16 protein-coding genes are annotated in these 16873 nt (G+C 71.4%); 9 read left to right on the forward strand and 7 right to left on the reverse strand.

What is annotated here, in order from left to right; translation table 11 throughout:
• Positions 1-169: 169 nt before the first annotated feature.
• The 5 genes from ACFV20_RS29755 to galU form a co-directional block, all read right to left on the reverse strand.
• Positions 170-790 (reverse strand): GNAT family N-acetyltransferase, encoded by a 621-nt coding sequence (locus ACFV20_RS29755; protein ID WP_385662136.1) that lies wholly within the window; start codon positions 788-790, stop codon positions 170-172.
• A gap of 23 nt (positions 791-813) precedes the next feature.
• Positions 814-1314, reverse strand: coding sequence for a molybdenum cofactor biosynthesis protein B (locus ACFV20_RS29760; protein ID WP_385662056.1), 501 nt, complete (start codon positions 1312-1314; stop codon positions 814-816).
• Entirely contained in the window at positions 1311-1820 is a 510-nt protein-coding gene (gene moaC / locus ACFV20_RS29765) for a cyclic pyranopterin monophosphate synthase MoaC (RefSeq protein WP_385662059.1), read from the reverse strand. The genes ACFV20_RS29760 and moaC overlap by 4 nt, the downstream gene beginning before the upstream one ends.
• An 82-nt stretch (positions 1821-1902) precedes the next feature.
• A complete protein-coding gene (gene glp / locus ACFV20_RS29770; protein WP_385662062.1) occupies positions 1903-3243 on the reverse strand; it encodes a gephyrin-like molybdotransferase Glp in 1341 nt (446 codons plus the stop codon).
• 4 nt (positions 3244-3247) lie between these two features.
• Positions 3248-4147: a UTP--glucose-1-phosphate uridylyltransferase GalU gene (gene galU, locus ACFV20_RS29775; RefSeq protein WP_142163125.1), complete on the reverse strand. Its 900-nt coding sequence runs from the start codon at positions 4145-4147 to the stop codon at positions 3248-3250.
• A 93-nt stretch (positions 4148-4240) separates the two neighbouring features.
• Between galU and ACFV20_RS29780 the strand changes: the two genes are divergently transcribed.
• Positions 4241-4864, forward strand: a complete 624-nt coding sequence (locus ACFV20_RS29780) for a 5-formyltetrahydrofolate cyclo-ligase (protein ID WP_385662065.1) — start codon at positions 4241-4243, stop codon at positions 4862-4864.
• 110 nt (positions 4865-4974) lie between these two features.
• On the opposite strand, the gene ACFV20_RS29785 is transcribed toward ACFV20_RS29780, so the two are convergent.
• Entirely contained in the window at positions 4975-7845 is a 2871-nt protein-coding gene (locus tag ACFV20_RS29785; protein ID WP_385662067.1) for a penicillin acylase family protein, read from the reverse strand.
• A 238-nt stretch (positions 7846-8083) separates the two neighbouring features.
• On the opposite strand from ACFV20_RS29785, the gene ACFV20_RS29790 reads away from it, so the two are divergent.
• The 6 genes from ACFV20_RS29790 to mscL all read left to right on the forward strand — a co-directional run bounded on the left by ACFV20_RS29790 (position 8084) and on the right by mscL (position 13962).
• The gene (locus ACFV20_RS29790; RefSeq protein WP_385662070.1) at positions 8084-9613 is read left to right on the forward strand and encodes a potassium/proton antiporter; all 1530 of its coding nucleotides are present in this window, start codon (positions 8084-8086) and stop codon (positions 9611-9613) included.
• A gap of 313 nt (positions 9614-9926) precedes the next feature.
• Complete coding sequence (locus tag ACFV20_RS29795) at positions 9927-11219, forward strand: MFS transporter (RefSeq protein WP_385662072.1); 1293 nt, start codon at positions 9927-9929, stop codon at positions 11217-11219.
• Positions 11220-11286: 67 nt separating this feature from the next.
• Entirely contained in the window at positions 11287-11598 is a 312-nt protein-coding gene (locus ACFV20_RS29800) for an FmdB family zinc ribbon protein (RefSeq protein WP_385662075.1), read from the forward strand.
• A 77-nt stretch (positions 11599-11675) separates the two neighbouring features.
• Positions 11676-12536 (forward strand): S-methyl-5'-thioadenosine phosphorylase, encoded by an 861-nt coding sequence (locus ACFV20_RS29805; protein ID WP_385662077.1) that lies wholly within the window; start codon positions 11676-11678, stop codon positions 12534-12536.
• 355 nt (positions 12537-12891) lie between these two features.
• The gene (locus tag ACFV20_RS29810) at positions 12892-13407 is read left to right on the forward strand and encodes a hypothetical protein (protein ID WP_385662079.1); all 516 of its coding nucleotides are present in this window, start codon (positions 12892-12894) and stop codon (positions 13405-13407) included.
• A gap of 96 nt (positions 13408-13503) precedes the next feature.
• Complete coding sequence (gene mscL, locus ACFV20_RS29815) at positions 13504-13962, forward strand: large conductance mechanosensitive channel protein MscL (RefSeq protein WP_385662082.1); 459 nt, start codon at positions 13504-13506, stop codon at positions 13960-13962.
• Between the two features lie 40 nt (positions 13963-14002).
• Here mscL and ACFV20_RS29820 read toward each other — a convergent pair whose 3' ends face one another.
• Complete coding sequence (locus tag ACFV20_RS29820) at positions 14003-14182, reverse strand: hypothetical protein (protein ID WP_053675926.1); 180 nt, start codon at positions 14180-14182, stop codon at positions 14003-14005.
• A 56-nt stretch (positions 14183-14238) separates the two neighbouring features.
• On the opposite strand from ACFV20_RS29820, the gene ACFV20_RS29825 reads away from it, so the two are divergent.
• Positions 14239-15471 (forward strand): low temperature requirement protein A, encoded by a 1233-nt coding sequence (locus ACFV20_RS29825; protein ID WP_385662085.1) that lies wholly within the window; start codon positions 14239-14241, stop codon positions 15469-15471.
• Positions 15472-15740: 269 nt separating this feature from the next.
• Entirely contained in the window at positions 15741-16769 is a 1029-nt protein-coding gene (locus ACFV20_RS29830) for a P1 family peptidase (protein ID WP_385662088.1), read from the forward strand.
• Positions 16770-16873: the final 104 nt, after the last annotated feature.

The following is a 16873-nucleotide window of genomic DNA, read 5'->3' on the forward strand; positions in this document are numbered from 1 at the left end:
TCACACCGTAGAGGGGTTTGTGTGAGGCCATCTGCCAATTGAGCCGGTGTGTCGCACGATCTGGCTGATATTTCGAACTTTTTTTGTGACCGATGCGATCAGCAGACCGCCCGGGCCGGGAATTCATCGCCCCGAGACGGTCATCGGCCGATCAATTTCGAACATGTATTCAATTTCCGGGGTGCGGTCGCATTCCCGGATTACTCTGCGACCGCGACCGGTGCCAGCGTCTCAGCAGCCCGTCCGGGACTTCCTCGGCGGTGAGGGCGAAGACGAGATGGTCGCGCCATGCTCCGTCGATGTGGAGATAGCGCGGCCGCAGCCCCTCCTCACGGAATCCGAGTTTCTCCACGACCCGGCGGCTGGGCCCGTTCTCCGGGCGAATGCAGACCTCGACGCGGTGCAGTCCGACGGTGCGGAAACAGTGGTCCACCACGAGCGCCACCGCCGTCGGCATCACCCCGCGACCGGCCACCGACTCGTCCACCCAGTACCCGACGTGGCCGGAGCACATCGAGCCCCAGGTGATCCCGGCGACCGTCAACTGCCCGACCAGCCGCCCCTCGTACTCGATGACGAAGGGCAGCATGCGTCCCGCGTTCGCCTCCGACCTCAGATGGCGGACCATCTGGCGGAAGGTCGGGCGGTGCGTCATCGGCCCGCCCGGTGTGGGCGGCGGGATCGTCGCCTCCCAGGGGCGCAGCCAGTCCCGGTTGCGCCGGTTGACCTCGCGCCAGGCCCGCTGGTCGCGCAGCTTTATCGGCCTGAGGACGATGTCACCGTCCACCAGCTCCACGGGCCAGGATGGGCTGTTCAGCTCGCACCCCCACGGCCGGGTCTGGGGTGGTCGCCGCCCCGGAGCTGTTCGACGGCGTGGACCAGCAGCGGCTCCAGGACGGCGAGGCCGTCCTTCACCCCGCCGCTCGAGCCGGGCAGATTCACGATCAGCGTGCCGCCCGTCACCCCGGCCAGACCCCGGGAGAGCGCCGCGGTCGGCACCTTCTGGCGGCCGTACGCCCGGATGGCCTCGGCGATGCCCGGCACCTCGTGGTCGATCACGCGGCGGGTCGCCTCGGGGGTGCGGTCGGTGGGCGAGATGCCCGTGCCCCCGGTGGTGACGATGACGTCGTAACCGGCGTCGACGCCGGCGCTCAGGGCGGCCTCCACCGGGTCGCCGTCGGGGACGACCTGCGGGCCGTCGACCTCGAAGCCGAAGCCCTTGAGGCCGTCGGCGACCATCGGGCCGCCCTTGTCCTCGTAGATCCCGGCGGCGGCCCGGTTCGAGGCCGTGACGACGAGAGCGCGGTAGGTCATGACCGGCTCCAGTCGCCCGACTTGCCGCCCGTCTTCTCCTCCACCCGTACGTCCGTGATGACCGCTCCCTTGTCGACCGCCTTGACCATGTCGATCACGGTGAGGGCGGCGACGGAGACCGCGGTGAGGGCCTCCATCTCGACACCCGTGCGGTCCGTCGTCTTGACGGTGGCCAGGATCTCCACGGCGTCGTCCGCGACCGACAGGTCCAGTTTCACACCGGACACCGACAACGGGTGACAGAGCGGGATCAGGTCGGGGGTGCGTTTGGCCCCCATGATCCCGGCGATCCGCGCGGTCGCGAGGGCGTCACCCTTGGGGACGCCCTCGCCGCGCAGCAGCTCGATCACACGGGGCGAGACGAGGACGCGCCCGCTGGCCCGTGCGGTGCGCGCGGTCACGTCCTTCTCCGACACGTCGACCATGCGGGCGGCGCCCGCCTCGTCGATGTGCGTCAGCCGCTGCGGCGTACGGCCGTCGTGCGGGGATGGGTCCTGCGTGCTCATGCTGTGTGGCGCTCCCGGTCCGGGCCCGTCGCGGTGCGGCGCTTGGGCCTGTTGTGCGCGACACGGTACCCCCAACCAGGGGCTATCGGCCGAGCAGGACCACCTCGACCTCGGTGCCGGGCTCGACGGAGACGGTGTCCTCGGGGACGACGATCAGGGCGTCCGCGTGGGCGAGGGCCGCGACCAGGTGGGACCCGGCGCCGCCGACCGGCGTGACCTTGCCGTCGGCACAGCTGCCGCGCAGGAACTGCCGGCGGCCCTTCGGGCTGGTCAGCGCCTTGTCGGCGGACAGCGTCGCCCGGGTCGTCGGACGGTGGACGTCCTTGAGGCCCATGAGGGTGCGGATGGCGGGGCGGACGAACAGCTCGAAGGAGACGTACGACGACACCGGGTTGCCGGGCAGGGCCAGCAGCGGGGTGTGGTCGGGGCCGATGGAGCCGAAGCCCTGGGGCTTGCCGGGCTGCATGGCGAGCTTGCGGAACTCGATGCCGCTGCCCGCCTCGTCCTCGTCCGCGACGTGGGACAGGGCCTCCTTGACCACGTCGTACGCGCCGACGCTCACACCGCCGGTGGTGACCATCAGGTCGGCGCGGACCAGTTGGTCCTCGATGGTGGAGCGCAGGGTCTCGGCGTCGTCGGCGACGGCGCCCACGCGGTAGGCGATGGCGCCGGCGTCGCGGGCGGCGGCGGTGAGAGCGAAGCTGTTGGAGTCGTAGATCTGACCGGTGCCCAGTTCGGTGTCGGGCTGGACGAGTTCGCTGCCGGTGGAGAGCACCACCACGCGCGGGCGCGGGCGCACCCGGACGGTGCCGCGGCCGATCGCGGCGAGCAGGGAGATCTGGGGCGGGCCGAGAACGGTGCCGGCCGCCAGGGCGCGGGCGCCGGCCTTCACGTCGCTGCCCTTCGCGCGCACGTGCGCGCGGGCCTCGGCCGGGCGGTACACCAGGACGTGCCCGGTGGCGCCCTCGGGGGCGAGGCTGCGGGCGCGCATGCCGTGGACCGGGCCCTCGCCGAGACCGCCGTCGGTCCACTCGACGGGCACGACCGTCTCGGCGCCGGCCGGCAGCGGGGCGCCGGTCATGATGCGGGCGGCCTGGCCGGGCCCCACGTGCAGCAGGTCGGCCTGGCCCGCGGCGACGTCCCCGACGACCTCCAGGGCCGCCGGGAACTCCTGGCTCGCGCCCGCGACGTCCGCGACCCGTACCGCGTAGCCGTCCATCGAGCTGTTGTCGAAGGGCGGCAGGGACACCGGCACCGTGATGTCCTCGACGAGGACGCAGCCCTGGGCGTCGAGCAGGTGCAGCTCGATGGGCTCCAGGGGCCGGACGGTGGCGAGGATGTCCTCCAGGTGCTCGTCCACCGACCAGAGGTGGTCGGGGCCGCTGTGGTCCTGGCCGGTGACGTGGGGCGCGGCGCTGCTCAACGTGCTACATCTCCTCGGCTACGTAACTGCGAAGCCAGGTCCGGAAGTCCGGGCCCAGGTCTTCACGTTCGCATGCGAGTCGGACAATGGCACGCAGGTAGTCGCCGCGGTCGCCGGTGTCATAGCGGCGGCCCTTGAAGACGACGCCGTGCACCGGGCCGCCGATTTTCTCGTCTTCGGCGAGCTGCTGGAGGGCGTCGGTGAGCTGGATCTCGCCGCCGCGGCCGGGCTCAGTCCGGCGGAGTATGTCGAAGATGTGCGGGTCGAGGACGTAGCGGCCGATGATGGCGTAGTTGGAGGGCGCATCGGCCGGGTCGGGCTTCTCGACGAGGCCGCTGACCTGGACGACGTCGCTGTCCTCGGTGGTCTCCACGGCCGCGCAGCCGTAGAGGTGGATCTGCTCCGGGGCGACCTCCATGAGCGCGATGACGCTGCCGCCGCGCTGCTCCTGGACCTCGACCATGCGCTGCAGCAGCGGGTCGCGGGGGTCGATGAGGTCGTCGCCGAGGAGGACCGCGAAGGGCTCGTCGCCGACGTGCGGGGCGGCGCACAGGACGGCGTGGCCGAGGCCCTTGGGGTCGCCCTGGCGGACGTAGTGCATGGTGGCGAGGTCGCTGGACTCCTGCACCTTGGCGAGGCGGCCGGCGTCGCCCTTCTTCTGGAGCGCCGACTCCAGCTCGTAGTTGCGATCGAAGTGGTCCTCCAGCGGGCGCTTGTTGCGGCCCGTCACCATGAGGACATCGTCGAGACCCGCGGCGACCGCCTCCTCGACCACGTACTGGATCGCCGGCTTGTCGACGACCGGCAGCATCTCCTTGGGAGTGGCTTTGGTGGCCGGCAGGAACCGGGTGCCGAGGCCTGCTGCGGGAATGACAGCCTTGCTGATCCGAGGGTGCTGAGTCATGAGCGCCACCCTATCCGGTGCCTTTAGGGGGAATCTGTGACTCCGGTTCATAGGCGCTCATATGAGCGTATTGCCATAGTACGGGAGCAACCATTGAGGCCTATCGCACGTCCGGGCGAGCCTGACAAGCGGAGTTTGCGACGCGAGTTCCTCGCGGTGAGGAACAGGTTGACGGCGGATGACCTGCGGGAAAAGTCCGCCGCGCTGGCCGGGCGGGCGCTGGAGCTGCCCGAGTTGGCCGAGGCCGGCACGGTCGCGGCGTATGTCTCCGTGGGGAGTGAGCCGGGCACTCTCGCGCTCCTGGACGCTCTGCGCGCCCGGGGCGTGCGCGTGCTGCTGCCGGCCCTGCTGCCCGACAACGACCTCGACTGGGGCGTGTACGAGGGGCAGGAGTCGCTCGCCCGGATCCGGCACGGCGGCAGGATGGCCCTCCTCGAGCCCGCCGGCGAGCGCCTCGGGCCGGACGCCGTGACCACCGCCGACGCCGTGCTGCTGCCGGGGCTCGCGGTGGACACGCGCGGGATGCGGCTCGGCCGGGGCGGCGGCTCCTACGACCGGGTCCTCGCACGGCTGGAGCGGGCGGGCGTCCATCCCGCCCTGGTGGTGCTGCTGTACGACTCCGAAGTCGTCGAGCACGTCCCGGAGGAGCCGCACGACCGCCCGGTGCACGCGGTGGTGACCCCCTCCGGGCTACGGCGCTTCCGCACCGGTCCCTGACACCGGGCGGCCCGCCCGGGCGCGGCGGCCCCGGATCCCCTCCCGAACGGGAACGGAAGCGGCCCTCCACGCGCGCGTGGAGGGCCGCTCGTCCTACGGGCGTCGGGGGCTCACGGTTTGAGCACCAGCTTGTCGGCCGTGCCCTTCTCGACCGCCTGGTCCGAGAAGGCCCACGGCAGCAGTTCACCGTCGGCCCACTTGTCGGTCTGGTCGACGTAGTGGGCGCTGTAGGCGTGCCCGGATGCGCCCGTGAGGTTGATCCACTTCGACTTGTCGAGGTCGCCGAGGTTCACCACCATCCGCATGGACGGCACCCACACCACCCCGTAGCCGCCGGCCGCGTTCCAGCCGGTCGCGTTGACCGTGGCCTCGCCGCCGCCGAGCTCCCACGGGCCGCGGTTGAGGGCGTACTGCACGAAACCGGGGCCCGCGGTGCCGAGGGTCTGGTTCTTCAGGAACAGGCGGTGCAGCCGGCCCCAGCTCCAGGAGTCGATGTCCTTGCCGAGCTTGGCGGTCAGCTCCCAGCGGGCGTCGATCATGGCCCGCTTGAACAGCTGGTCGCGGTCGACGGCGCCGGGGCGTCCGCTGCTCACCTTGGGCGTCTTCCACCAGTCGCTGTCCGGCTGGTCCATGAGCCCCCGGACCACCTCGAACCAGCGGTCACCGCCGTCCGGCTGCGCCCGGTCGGGGTCGCGCTGGCCGCACTCGCGGACCTTCCCGGCCTCGTCGGCCGGGCCGGTGGTGTTGACCGGCTCGACCCACAGGCACTGCCCCCTGGGCCGCAGCTCCTTGGGCAGCTTGTTGCCGAAGGCGAGCTTGAGGACGTTGCGCCAGACCGCGTTGAAGTAGGCCGCCGCCGCGGAGTCGGCGTCCTGGGTGTAGTCCCAGCCCTCCAGGAGCTTCTGCGCCTCGCGGACGTCCTTGTTCTCCGGGTCGATCTTCAGCAGCGTGGGCACCAGCAGCCGGGCGATCTCGCTGCTGTTGTCCAGCTGCATCTGGCGCATGTCGTCCGTGGAGATCTTGCCGCCGTCCTTGATCTTCGACTGGATCAGGTCGGTGATCCGCTGGCTGCGCGCGCCGTAGCCCCAGTCCGCGGTGAGCGTGTACGGGTACTCGTCCGGGTCGATCACGGCCTGGTTGGCGGTGACGATGTAGCCGCGCTCCGGGTCGAACTCGTAGGGCAGCGCGTCCTGCGGGATGTAGCCGGTCCAGCGGTACGCCGGGTCCCAGCCGGGCGCCGGGACGGAACCGTCGTCCTTCTTCGCGCGGGTGGGGATCTTCCCCGGCAGCGTGTAGCCGATGTGGTTCTCGTTGTCGGCGTAGACCAGGTTCTGCGAGGGCACCTCGAACTGCGCGGCCGCCTTGCGGAAGTCGGTCCAGTTCCTCGCCTTGTCCATGGCGAAGACGGCGTCCATGGTGGTGCCGGGCTGCAGCGCGGTCCAGCGCAGCGCGACGCCGTAGCCGTCGCCCCGGTCGGGCGCGGCGGTGTCGACGGTGGCCTTCTTGCCGACCTTCACGAGCTCCTCGTCGCGGTCGGACAGCAGGGGGCCGTTGTTGGTCTCACGGACGACGATCTTCTTGGGGGAGCCCCCGGCGACCTTGATGGTCTCCTCGCGCGTCGTGAATGGCTTGATCTTGCCGTCGTAGAGGTAGCCGTCGCCGGTGATCTTCTCCAGGTAGAGGTCCGTGACGTCCACGCCGGAGTTGGTCATGCCCCACGCGATGTCCTGGTTGTGACCGATGATCACGCCCGGCATACCGGCGAAGGTGTAGCCGCTGACGTCGTACTGGCAGGCGCTGGAGACGCTGCGGCAGTGCAGGCCCATCTGGTACCAGACGGACGGCAGGGAGGGCGACAGGTGCGGGTCGTTGGCCAGCAGCGGCTTGCCCGTGATGGTGTGCTTCCCGCCGACGACCCAGGAGTTGGAGCCGATGCCGTCGCCGTTGACGCCGACGGCCGGCGGGAGGTCGTCGAGGACCCGGGTCAGGCCGCCGAGCTGACTGTCCAGGCCGGCGGTGCCCGAGGCGGCGCCGCCCGTGCCGGTACCTGTGCCGCCCGTGCCGGTGCCGGTCCCGCCCGTTCCGGTGCCGGTCCCGCCGGAGCCGGTTCCTGTGCCGGTGCCGGTGCCGCCCGTGCCGTTCGTCCCGGCGGTGCCGCCGGTGCCGGACGTGCCGCCCGTGCCGCTCGTGCCGCCCTGCTCGAACGCCTCGGTCAGTTCGTTGTACTGACCCTCCTGCACGATCGCCTTGTTCCGGCTGTACGGGTACCGCGGGTACAGGTCGGCGATCTCCTTGGGGCCCAGGCGGCTGGTCAGCAGGGCGCGGTCGATCTCGTCCTGCATGTTGCCGCGCAGGTCCCAGGCCATCGCCTTCAGCCAGGAGATCGAGTCGACCGGGGTCCACGACTGCGGCTTGTAGTCGTTGGTGAAGCCCAACGCGGCGTACTCCAGGGAGATGTCCTCGCCGTCCTTCCCCTGGAGGTAGGAGTTGACGCCCTTGGCGTACGCCTGGAGGTACTTCTTCGTGGTGGCCGACAGTTTGGTCTCGTACTCCCGCTGGGCGACCCGGTCCCAGCCGAGGGTGCGCAGGAACTCGTCGTTGTCGACCTGGCTCTTGCCGAACATCTCCGAGAGCCGGCCGGAGGCCATGTGGCGGCGGACGTCCATCTCGTAGAAGCGGTCCTGCGCCTGGACGTAGCCCTGCGCCATGAACAGGTCCGCGTCGGAGGAGGCGTAGATCTGCGGGATGCCGTAGTCGTCGCGCTTGACCTCGACGGGACCGGAGAGGCCCTTCAGCGTCAGGGAGCCCTTGGTCTGCGGGAAGGAGGCCCGGACCGTACTGATGGACCAGTACGACCCGTACGCCACGCCCCCGATGAGGGTCAGCACCAGGACGAGCACGATAAGTCGGGCTTTACGCCCCTTTCTCCTGCCGGACTTGCCGGGCTGCTGGCCCGTGGAGGCGGTGGTGTCGGTGGGCATCGCTGTCCTTGCTGTCCTAACGCGAGCGGCAGGTTCGGCTGTGCTTTTAACTGAGCGCTGGAGCAACGATAGGCGCAGGGCCTTGCGCCGCTTGACGCGGAGTCGGGAACCGGAACGGACTGACGTTCGATCTTGCCCCCGGAAGCGTCAAGAAATCGTCAAGAGTTAGGTAAGGTAACGAAGTAGTTGGCGCGGTGCGCCACAGCTTCATGTGCGATGTACGTGAGCCCACGCGCGCGTGCGTGCGGGCCAGGGAAGGAATCGGCCGCTGACTGTTCACCACCTCAACCAGCTCCTGCTCGTCTGCTCGCTCGTCCTGCTCGTCGCCGTCGCAGCGGTACGGATCTCCTCGCGCAGCGGGCTCCCCAGCCTGCTCGTGTATCTGGGGATAGGCGTCGCCATGGGCCAGGACGGCGTGGGCGACATCCACTTCGACAACGCCGAGCTGACCCAGGTCATCGGATACGCGGCCCTGGTCGTGATCCTCGCCGAGGGCGGTCTGGGCACGAAGTGGAAGGAGATCAAGCCGGCTCTGCCGGCCGCCACGGCACTGGCACTGGGCGGTGTCGCGGTGAGCGTCGGGGTGACGGCGTCGGCCGCGCACTATCTGATCGGGCTGGAGTGGCGGCAGGCGCTCATCATCGGGGCGGTCGTCTCCTCGACGGACGCGGCCGCCGTGTTCTCGGTGCTGCGCAAGATCCCCCTGCCCGCGCGCGTGACGGGCACGCTGGAGGCGGAGTCCGGCTTCAACGACGCTCCGGTGGTCATCCTCGTGGTGTCCCTGTCCACGGCGGGTCCGGTCGAGCACTGGTACACGCTGCTGGGCGTGATCATGCTGGAGCTGGCCATCGGCGCGGCCATCGGCCTCGCGGTGGGGTGGCTGGGCGCCTGGGGCCTGCGGCACGTGGCGCTGCCCGCGTCCGGCCTCTACCCGATCGCCGTCATGGCGATCGCCGTCATGGCGTACGCGGCCGGCGCCCTGGCCCACGGCAGCGGCTTCCTCGCGGTGTACCTCGCCGCGATGGTCATGGGCAACGCGCGGCTGCCCCACTGGCCGGCCACGCGCGGGTTCGCCGACGGGCTCGGCTGGCTGGCCCAGATCGGCATGTTCGTCCTGCTCGGCCTGCTGGTCACCCCCCACGAGCTGGGCGACGACATCGTGCCCGCGCTGGTCATCGGACTGGTCCTGACCATGGTGGCGCGACCGCTGAGCGTGGTGCTGTGCCTGACGCCGTTCCGGGTGTCCTGGCAGGAACAGGTCCTGATGTCCTGGGCGGGGCTGCGCGGGGCCGTGCCCATCATCCTGGCGACCATCCCGATGGTGCAGGGCGTGGACGCCAGCCGCCGGATCTTCAACATCGTCTTCGTGCTGGTCGTCGTCTACACCCTGGTCCAGGGCCCCACGCTGCCCTGGCTCGCCCGCAAGCTGCACCTCGGCGACGGTTCGGAGGCGGCCGACCTCGGCATCGAGTCGGCGCCGCTGGAGCGGCTGCGCGGGCACCTGCTGTCCGTGGCGATCCCCGGCGAATCGAAGATGCACGGCGTGGAGGTGGCCGAGCTGCGACTGCCGCACGGCGCCGCCGTGACGCTCATCGTCCGCGGGGGCGAGTCCTTCGTTCCGCTGCCGACGACGATCCTGCAGCGGGGCGACGAGCTTCTCGTGGTCGCCACGGACCCCGTCCGGGACGCCACCGAAAGCCGGCTCCGCGCCGTGGGACACGGCGGCAAGCTGGCCGGCTGGCTGGGGACGGGCGGGGCGAACGCCTGAGGGGCCGGGTGCGGAGCGCATCTCGACGCCGGGGCGTTTTGTTGTTCTGTGCGTTCTGTGTGCTTTGTGATTCACAGGGCGGTGGCCCCATGGTGCTCACTTTCACAGGCGTACCCGACCTTGATCCCTGTAGGATGAAGGCGTTACCCAGATCGAACCAACTCTGCCTGACGCAGAGCTGGCGCGACCGTATGGCGGTCGGGACACCCCTCCTCACCGGGCCCCGGCATCTACCGCAGTTCCGCGCAAGAGGACAGCTCTCGGCGCCGCCCGCTACAGGGCCGCGCTACCAGGCGGCAGAAAGGCACGGGCCGTGGCGTCCACGGTCACCTCGAAGGCGTCGGAGAACCCGACGGCTTCCGCCCGCCCGGGATACGGCCGGCTGCTGCGCACCCGCGGCGCCTGGACGTTCCTGCTCCCCGGCTTCGCGGCACGCCAGCCGTTCGCGATGCTGACGATCTCCATCGTGCTGCTGGTGCAGCACACCACCGGCTCCTACGGGGCGGCGGGCGCCGCCGCGGCCGTCACCGGTGTCTCCATGGCCCTGTTCGCGCCCTACAGCGGCCGCCTCGCCGACCGCTACGGGCAGCGCGCCGTGCTGATCCCCGGAGTACTGCTGCACGCGGTCGCCGGACTGACCCTGACCGCGCTCGCCCTGCTGGACGCGCCCCTGTGGGCGGTCTTCGCGGCGGCCGTGCCGACCGGTGCCTCGGTGCCGCAGGTCGGTCCGATGGTGCGGGCCCGCTGGGGCGTCAAGCTCAAGGACTCGCTGCTGATGACCACCGCGGCGGCCTTCGAGTCCGTCACGGACGAACTGACCTTCGTGGTCGGCCCGCTGCTGGCCACCGCCCTGTGCACGGCCGTCGACCCGGCCGCCGGACTCGTCACCGAGGCCTCGCTGACCCTGATCGGCGGCCTGCTGTTCGCCGCGCAGAAGAGCACCCAGCCCTCCGTCGCCGGCAGCGGGCACGCGCGCGTGGAGCACGCTTCGGCCCTGCGCGTCCCCGGAGTGCGCGTGCTGATCGTGACCTTCCTGGGCATCGGCACCGTCTTCGGCGGCATGCAGGTCTCCCTGGCGGCGTTCACCGAGTCGATCGGCGAGCCGGGCCTGAACGGCGTCCTCTACGGCGTCTTCGCCGCGGGCAACATGCTCTCCGGCGTGGTCTGCGGCGCGATCGCCTGGAAGGCGGCCCCGCAGCGGCGCCTGGTCGTCGGCTACACGGCGCTCGCCCTCACCGCCTCGGGCCTGTGGGCCGCCCACTCGGTGCTGGTCCTCGCCGGCCTCGGCCTGCTGGTCGGCATGTGCATCGCGCCGGCCCTCATCACCGGCTACACCCTGGTCGACAGCCTGGTCCCGGCCGGTGCCCGCACCGAGGCCTTCACCTGGCTGACCGGAGCGGTGGCGCTCGGCCAGGCCGCCGCCGTCACGGTCGCCGGACAGCTGGAGGACCGCTTCTGGTCGGGCGCCGGTTTCCTGGTGCCGATGGGCGGCACGGTGCTGGCCCTGGTGACCCTCCTGGCCCTGCGTTCCCGGCTGGTGGCGCGGGGCAACGGCCGGACGGTCGCACGTGGCGTGGGTCACCGCGTGCCGGTGGCAGTGGACTGAGGGGCCGGAATACGTCACTATGGATCGTCGTTAGCACTCATCGAGTGAGAGTGCCAGGAGGAAGACAGTGCCCACCTATCAGTACCAGTGCACCGAGTGCGGCGAGGGCCTCGAGGCGGTGCAGAAGTTCACCGATGACGCTCTGACCGAGTGCCCCAGCTGCAAGGGCCGCCTGAAGAAGGTGTTCTCGGCGGTTGGCATTGTCTTCAAGGGCTCCGGCTTCTACCGCAACGACAGCCGCGGCTCCTCGTCGAGCAGCTCCCCGGCCGCGAAGTCGTCGAGCACCTCGTCCTCGGGCTCGTCGTCCTCCGACTCCGGCTCGTCGAGCTCGTCGTCGAGCAGCGGCAGCTCCTCTTCCAGCAGCACCACCGCCGCGTAAGGCCGATTTCTTACGGGACCCTGTCGCCCTGGGGCGACGGGGTCCTCGGTGTTTCCGCGTGCGGTTAGGGTGCGGGCATGGCGAACAAGGCGAACGTGACGGACCAGGCAGGCGCCGCGATCGGCGTCATCGGCGGCTCGGGGTTCTACTCCTTCCTCGACGACGTGACCGAGATCCAGGTCGACACCCCGTACGGGCCGCCCAGCGACTCGCTCTTCCTCGGCGACGTCGCCGGCCGCCGGGTCGCCTTCCTGCCGCGGCACGGACGGAGCCACCACCTGCCGCCGCACCGGATCAACTACCGCGCCAACCTGTGGGCGCTGCGCTCGGCCGGCGTGCGCCAGGTCCTCGCCCCGTGCGCCGTGGGCGGCCTGCGCCCCGAGTACGGGCCGGGCACGCTGCTCGTTCCGGACCAGCTGGTCGACCGCACGAAGTCCCGCGTGGGCACCTACTTCGACGGGCTGCCGCTGCCGGACGGCTCGGTGCCGAACGTGGTCCACGTGTCACTGGCCGACCCCTACTGCCCCACCGGGCGGGCCGTCGCGCTGAAGGCGGCGCGGGGCCGGGACTGGGAGCCGGTGGACGGCGGCACGCTGGTCGTCGTCGAGGGGCCACGGTTCTCGACCCGGGCGGAATCGCTGTGGCACCAGGCGCAGGGCTGGTCGGTGGTGGGCATGACCGGCCATCCCGAGGCGGCGCTCGCCCGTGAGCTGGAGCTCTGCTACACGTCCCTGACCCTGGTCACCGACCTCGACGCGGGCGCGGAGACGGGAGAGGGGGTCTCGCACGACGAGGTGCTCCGGGTGTTCGCGGCGAATGTGGAGCGGCTGCGGGGGGTGCTGTTCGATGCGGTGGCCGGGTTGCCCGGGGAGGGCGAGCGGGACTGTCTGTGTGTGAACGCGCTGGGTGGGATGGATCCGGGGTTCGTGCTGCCGTAGACAGGTGATCAGGTACTGACCCGGTGCGGAGGTTGCCGTTCGGGTGAGGGGGTTGTCCACAGGGCGGCGGTGGGTCCACAGGCCGGAGCGGGCGGCGGTGCGAAGCCTCATCGTGGGAGCGCAAGCCGGTCCCTCGTCGCAGGTGGTGGTCCCCGTGCCGTTCGCTCGTTCCTCGGCCCTGTCCTCTTCTCTTTCCTCTCCTTCTCATCCTTCGGGCCCTTCCTCTTTTTCTTCTTCGGGCCCTTCCTCTTCTTCTTCGGGCCCTTCGGCTGCTTCTTCCCCCTCGGCTCGCCCTCGTCGTTCCTCTCCCCCGGTTCCCTCCTGGGCGCTCGCCTCGGGACCGCCCGGGGCGGAGGTGCCCGCGATCCGTGAGGTGCCGCGGTTCGATCCGGTGCGGGTGCGCGGCGGTCACGGCTGCGGCCGGCTCGTCCGGCACCGGCGGCGGGCCGTCGCCGTCGGCCTCGCGGTCACCGCGACCGCACTGGTGGCGGCGGGACCACGCGACAGTGAGGGGGCTCGCGGTCATCCCCGGGCCCGGCCCCCGGCGCACACGGCGCCGCTGTCCGGTCAGCGCCCCGCGCGGACGCGTCCTGCCGCGGGGTCGGTGACGGCCCCGGTCCGGATCTCCGACGCGGCCACCGTGCGGCTGCTGCGGCCCGGGGACCGGGTCGACGTCATCGCCGCCGAGGGGGCGATGCCGGGTGGCGATGCCGAGGTGGTGGCGCGCGGGGCCCGGGTGACGAAGGTGCCGGAGCCCGTGGCGGACGCGGGCGGGAGCGGGGCGCTGGTCGTGCTGTCGGTGCCCCGGGCCACCGCAGCGCGGCTGGCCGGTGCGGGTGCCACCGGGCGTCTGGCGGTGACCTTGTGGTGACTTCGGCGGGACCCGGGTTCCCGGTTCGGCCCGGCGTTGACGTAGGTTGCGGAGCGTTTTGTTCCACAAGCTGCTCGTGTGAGGAGACGCCCCGAGGTGAGCGAGAAGAAGGAACCGAGCATCCTGCAGGGCTTCAAGGCTTTCCTGATGCGCGGGAACGTCGTCGACCTGGCGGTGGCGGTGGTGATCGGTGCCGCCTTCACCAACATCGTCAACGCCGTGGTGAAGGGGATCATCAATCCGGTCGTCGGAGCCATCGGGACCAAGAACCTCGACCACTACAGCTCGTGTCTGAGCTCGAGCTGCAAAGGCGAGGAGGGCATCCAGATCCTCTGGGGTTCCGTGCTGGGCGCCACGCTGAGCTTCGTCATCACGGCGGCGGTCGTCTACTTCCTGATGGTCCTGCCCATGGCGAAGTACCTGGCCCGCCAGGAGGCGCGCCGGAAGGCGAAGGAGGGCACGCAGGAGATCATCGAGGTGACCGAGCTGGAGGTCCTGAAGGAGATCCGCGACGCCCTGGTCGCCCAGCGCGGTTCGGGCCACGACCGGCGGTAACGGCACTTCGGGCGGCCGCCCGGGCAGCCGCCCGGACGGGTCAGATGTGGTGGGGCGGCTTCTCGTCCAGGAAGCGCTTGAGGTCGGCCGCGCTGCCGCCGGAGTCGGTGCGCTCGCCCCAGCCGCGGTCGGTGTCGTCGGAGGACTGCTGGTCGAGCGGGTCGTCGAAGACCAGCGCGGGCTTCGGCTCGCGCGGCTCGGGGCCGGGGACGGTACTCATGCAACCAGGGTACGTTCGCGGAGAAATTCCCCGTGCCTTCTGCTGTGCTGGGACGCATGACGTCCAGCCCCGCTCCCCCGCCCGTCTCCTCCGGTGCGCCCGGCGGCCGGGGGCCGCTGCGCAGGCTCCGGGCCCGTGGCCGCGACGAGGCGCATCGCACGGCCTCGCCGCTGGAGCTCTTCTTCGACCTGTGCTTCGTGGTGGCCGTCGCCCAGGCGGGTATCGAGCTGGTGCACTCCGTCGCCGAGGGGCACGCGGGGCAGGGGATCCTCGACTACGCGATGGTGTTCTTCGCCCTGTGGTGGGCGTGGATGAACTTCACGTGGTTCGCCTCGGCGTACGACAACGACGACGTGCTGTACCGGATCGTCACCCTGGTGCAGATCGCGGGTGTGCTGGTCCTCGCGGCGGGGGTCTCGCGGGCGTTCGAGGAACACGAGTACCTGGTCGTCTGGCTGGGCTACGCGATCATGCGGGTGGCCATGGCGTCGCAGTGGCTGCGGGCGGCCCGCGCCGGCCGGGGCCCGGAGCGCGCCACGGCCCTGCGTTACGCCGGCGGCATCCTGGCGTGCCAGATGGGCTGGCTGGGGCTGCTGTTCCTGCCCGAGGGGGCACGGGCCTGGTGGTTCCTGGTGATGGCGCTGCTGGAGATGTGCGTGCCGCCCCTGGCGGAGAGGGGTCACTCCACGTCCTGGCATCCCCGCCACATCGCGGAGCGGTACGGGCTGTTCACCATCATCGTGCTCGGCGAGACGATCGCGGCGGCCACGGTCGCGGTGAAGTCCGGCATCGACGAGAACGACGCGCTGGGCGAGCTCCTCCCCATCGCGGCGGGCGGGCTGCTGATCATCTTCGCCGCCTGGTGGATCTACTTCGTGGTGCCCATCCACGGCCATCTGCGCTCCAACCGTCAGGCGTTCCTGTGGGGCTACGGCCACTACCTGGTGTTCGCCTCCGCTGCGGCGATCGGGGCCGGGCTGGAGGTGGCGGTGGAGCAGACGGTCGGCAAGGCGCACATCTCCACGCTGTCGGCGTCGGCGGCCGTGACCCTGCCGACGGCTCTGTACCTGCTGACGGTGTGGGCCCTGCACTCGCGCCACTTCAAGCAGGGCATCACCCAGCAGCTGGTGCTGCCGACGACGGCCCTGCTGGTGATCTGCTGCACGTTCCTGGGCCACTGGGCGGTGTTCGCGGCGGGCGTGGTCTGCGCGCTGTCGGTGGCGGCCGGAGAAACCCTGGCGGCGCGGCCGACCGCCAGAGAGAGCGCAGTGGCGACACACACCGGGTGAGCAGGCCCGGCCGCGGGCACATCGCATGAGCACGCCGACGACCCTGCCCCACCCAGGACGCATCGCGTGAGCACGCCGACGACCCTGCCCCACCCAGGGCGCACCGGGTGAGCACCATCGGCGACCCGGCCCCAGCGACGGCGCATCGCGTGAAAACGCCGGCGATCCGGCCCCACCGAGGGCGCACCGGGTGAGCACCCCGGCGACCCGCCCCCGCCGACGGCCTCGGTGTGGCCTCGGGGGCCGGCCGCTGGACGAGACTGTGCTGCATGACAGTTGACGCTCTGACGGACGTCTCCGGCCTGCGGGTCGGGCACGCGACACGCACCGGCGACGGTTGGCTCACCGGCACCACGGTCGTACTCGCCCCGGAGGGCGGGGCGGTGGCCGCCGTGGACGTGCGGGGCGGCGGGCCCGGCACCAAGGAGACGGACGCGCTGGATCCCCGCAACGTGGTGCGCCAGGTCGAGGCGGTCGTGCTGACCGGTGGCAGTGCCTACGGGCTCGACGCGGCGTCGGGGGTGATGGCGTGGCTGGAGGAGCGGGGGCGCGGGATCCGGGTCGGGGCGGATCCGGCGCAGGTGGTGCCCGTGGTGCCCGCCGCGTGCGTCTTCGACCTGGGGCGGGGCGGTGACTTCCGGGCCCGGCCCGACGCCGCCACCGGCCGGACCGCGGTGGAGGCGGCGGCGGCGAGCGAGCCGGGCGCCCGGGTGCCCCAGGGGTGCGTGGGCGCGGGCACGGGAGCCGTGGTCGGGGTGGTGAAGGGCGGTGTCGGCAGCGCGAGCACGGTGCTCGGCTCGGGCATCACGGTGGCCGCACTGGTGGTGGCCAACGCGGCGGGATCGGCGGTGGATCCGGAGACGGGGGTGTTGTACGGGGAGTTGTTCCAGGGGCGGGTGCGGTATCCGGAGGCGGAGGTCCACGCGGCAGCGCAGCGGCGCCTCGCCGAGACGGCCGCGCGGAGTACGCCGCCGCCGCTGAACACCACGCTCGCGGTGGTCGCCACGGACGCGGATCTGTCCAAGGCGCAGGCGCAGAAGCTGGCCGGCACGGCGCACGACGGCATCGCGCGTGCGGTGCGTCCGGTGCATCTCCTCAACGACGGGGACACGGTGTTCACGCTGGCGACCGGCGGCCGCGCGCTGGACGCCGCGAACCCGCTCGCCCTGAACGAGGTCCTGGCGGCGGGCGCGGACGTGGTGACGCGCGCGATCGTGCGGGCCGTGCGGGCCGCGGAGCCGGTGGACGGCCCGGGCGGGGCGTGGCCGTCGTACGGGGAGCTGTATCCGGGCCGTTGACCAGGCCCGTGACGCACGGCGGAGGCACAGCGGTCCCGGGCTTTGTCGCGGTTCTGTCACGTGACGGCCTTCATGGGGAACGGACGGAACCCCACCGGTCCCCC

It is taken from the genome of Streptomyces sp. NPDC059696 (genome assembly GCF_042733745.1).
Taxonomy (GTDB): domain Bacteria; phylum Actinomycetota; class Actinomycetes; order Streptomycetales; family Streptomycetaceae; genus Streptomyces.

Coding starts and splice junctions, on each gene's coding strand:
- ACFV20_RS29805 (WP_385662077.1), top strand. CDS start 11,676: ATGGCGAACAAGGCGAACGTGACGGACCAGGCAGGCGCCGCGATCGGC.
- ACFV20_RS29825 (WP_385662085.1), top strand. CDS start 14,239: ATGACGTCCAGCCCCGCTCCCCCGCCCGTCTCCTCCGGTGCGCCCGGC.
- ACFV20_RS29785 (WP_385662067.1), bottom strand. CDS start 7,845: ATGCCCACCGACACCACCGCCTCCACGGGCCAGCAGCCCGGCAAGTCC.
- ACFV20_RS29760 (WP_385662056.1), bottom strand. CDS start 1,314: ATGACCTACCGCGCTCTCGTCGTCACGGCCTCGAACCGGGCCGCCGCC.
- moaC (WP_385662059.1), bottom strand. CDS start 1,820: ATGAGCACGCAGGACCCATCCCCGCACGACGGCCGTACGCCGCAGCGG.
- ACFV20_RS29830 (WP_385662088.1), top strand. CDS start 15,741: ATGACAGTTGACGCTCTGACGGACGTCTCCGGCCTGCGGGTCGGGCAC.
- galU (WP_142163125.1), bottom strand. CDS start 4,147: ATGACTCAGCACCCTCGGATCAGCAAGGCTGTCATTCCCGCAGCAGGC.
- ACFV20_RS29820 (WP_053675926.1), bottom strand. CDS start 14,182: ATGAGTACCGTCCCCGGCCCCGAGCCGCGCGAGCCGAAGCCCGCGCTG.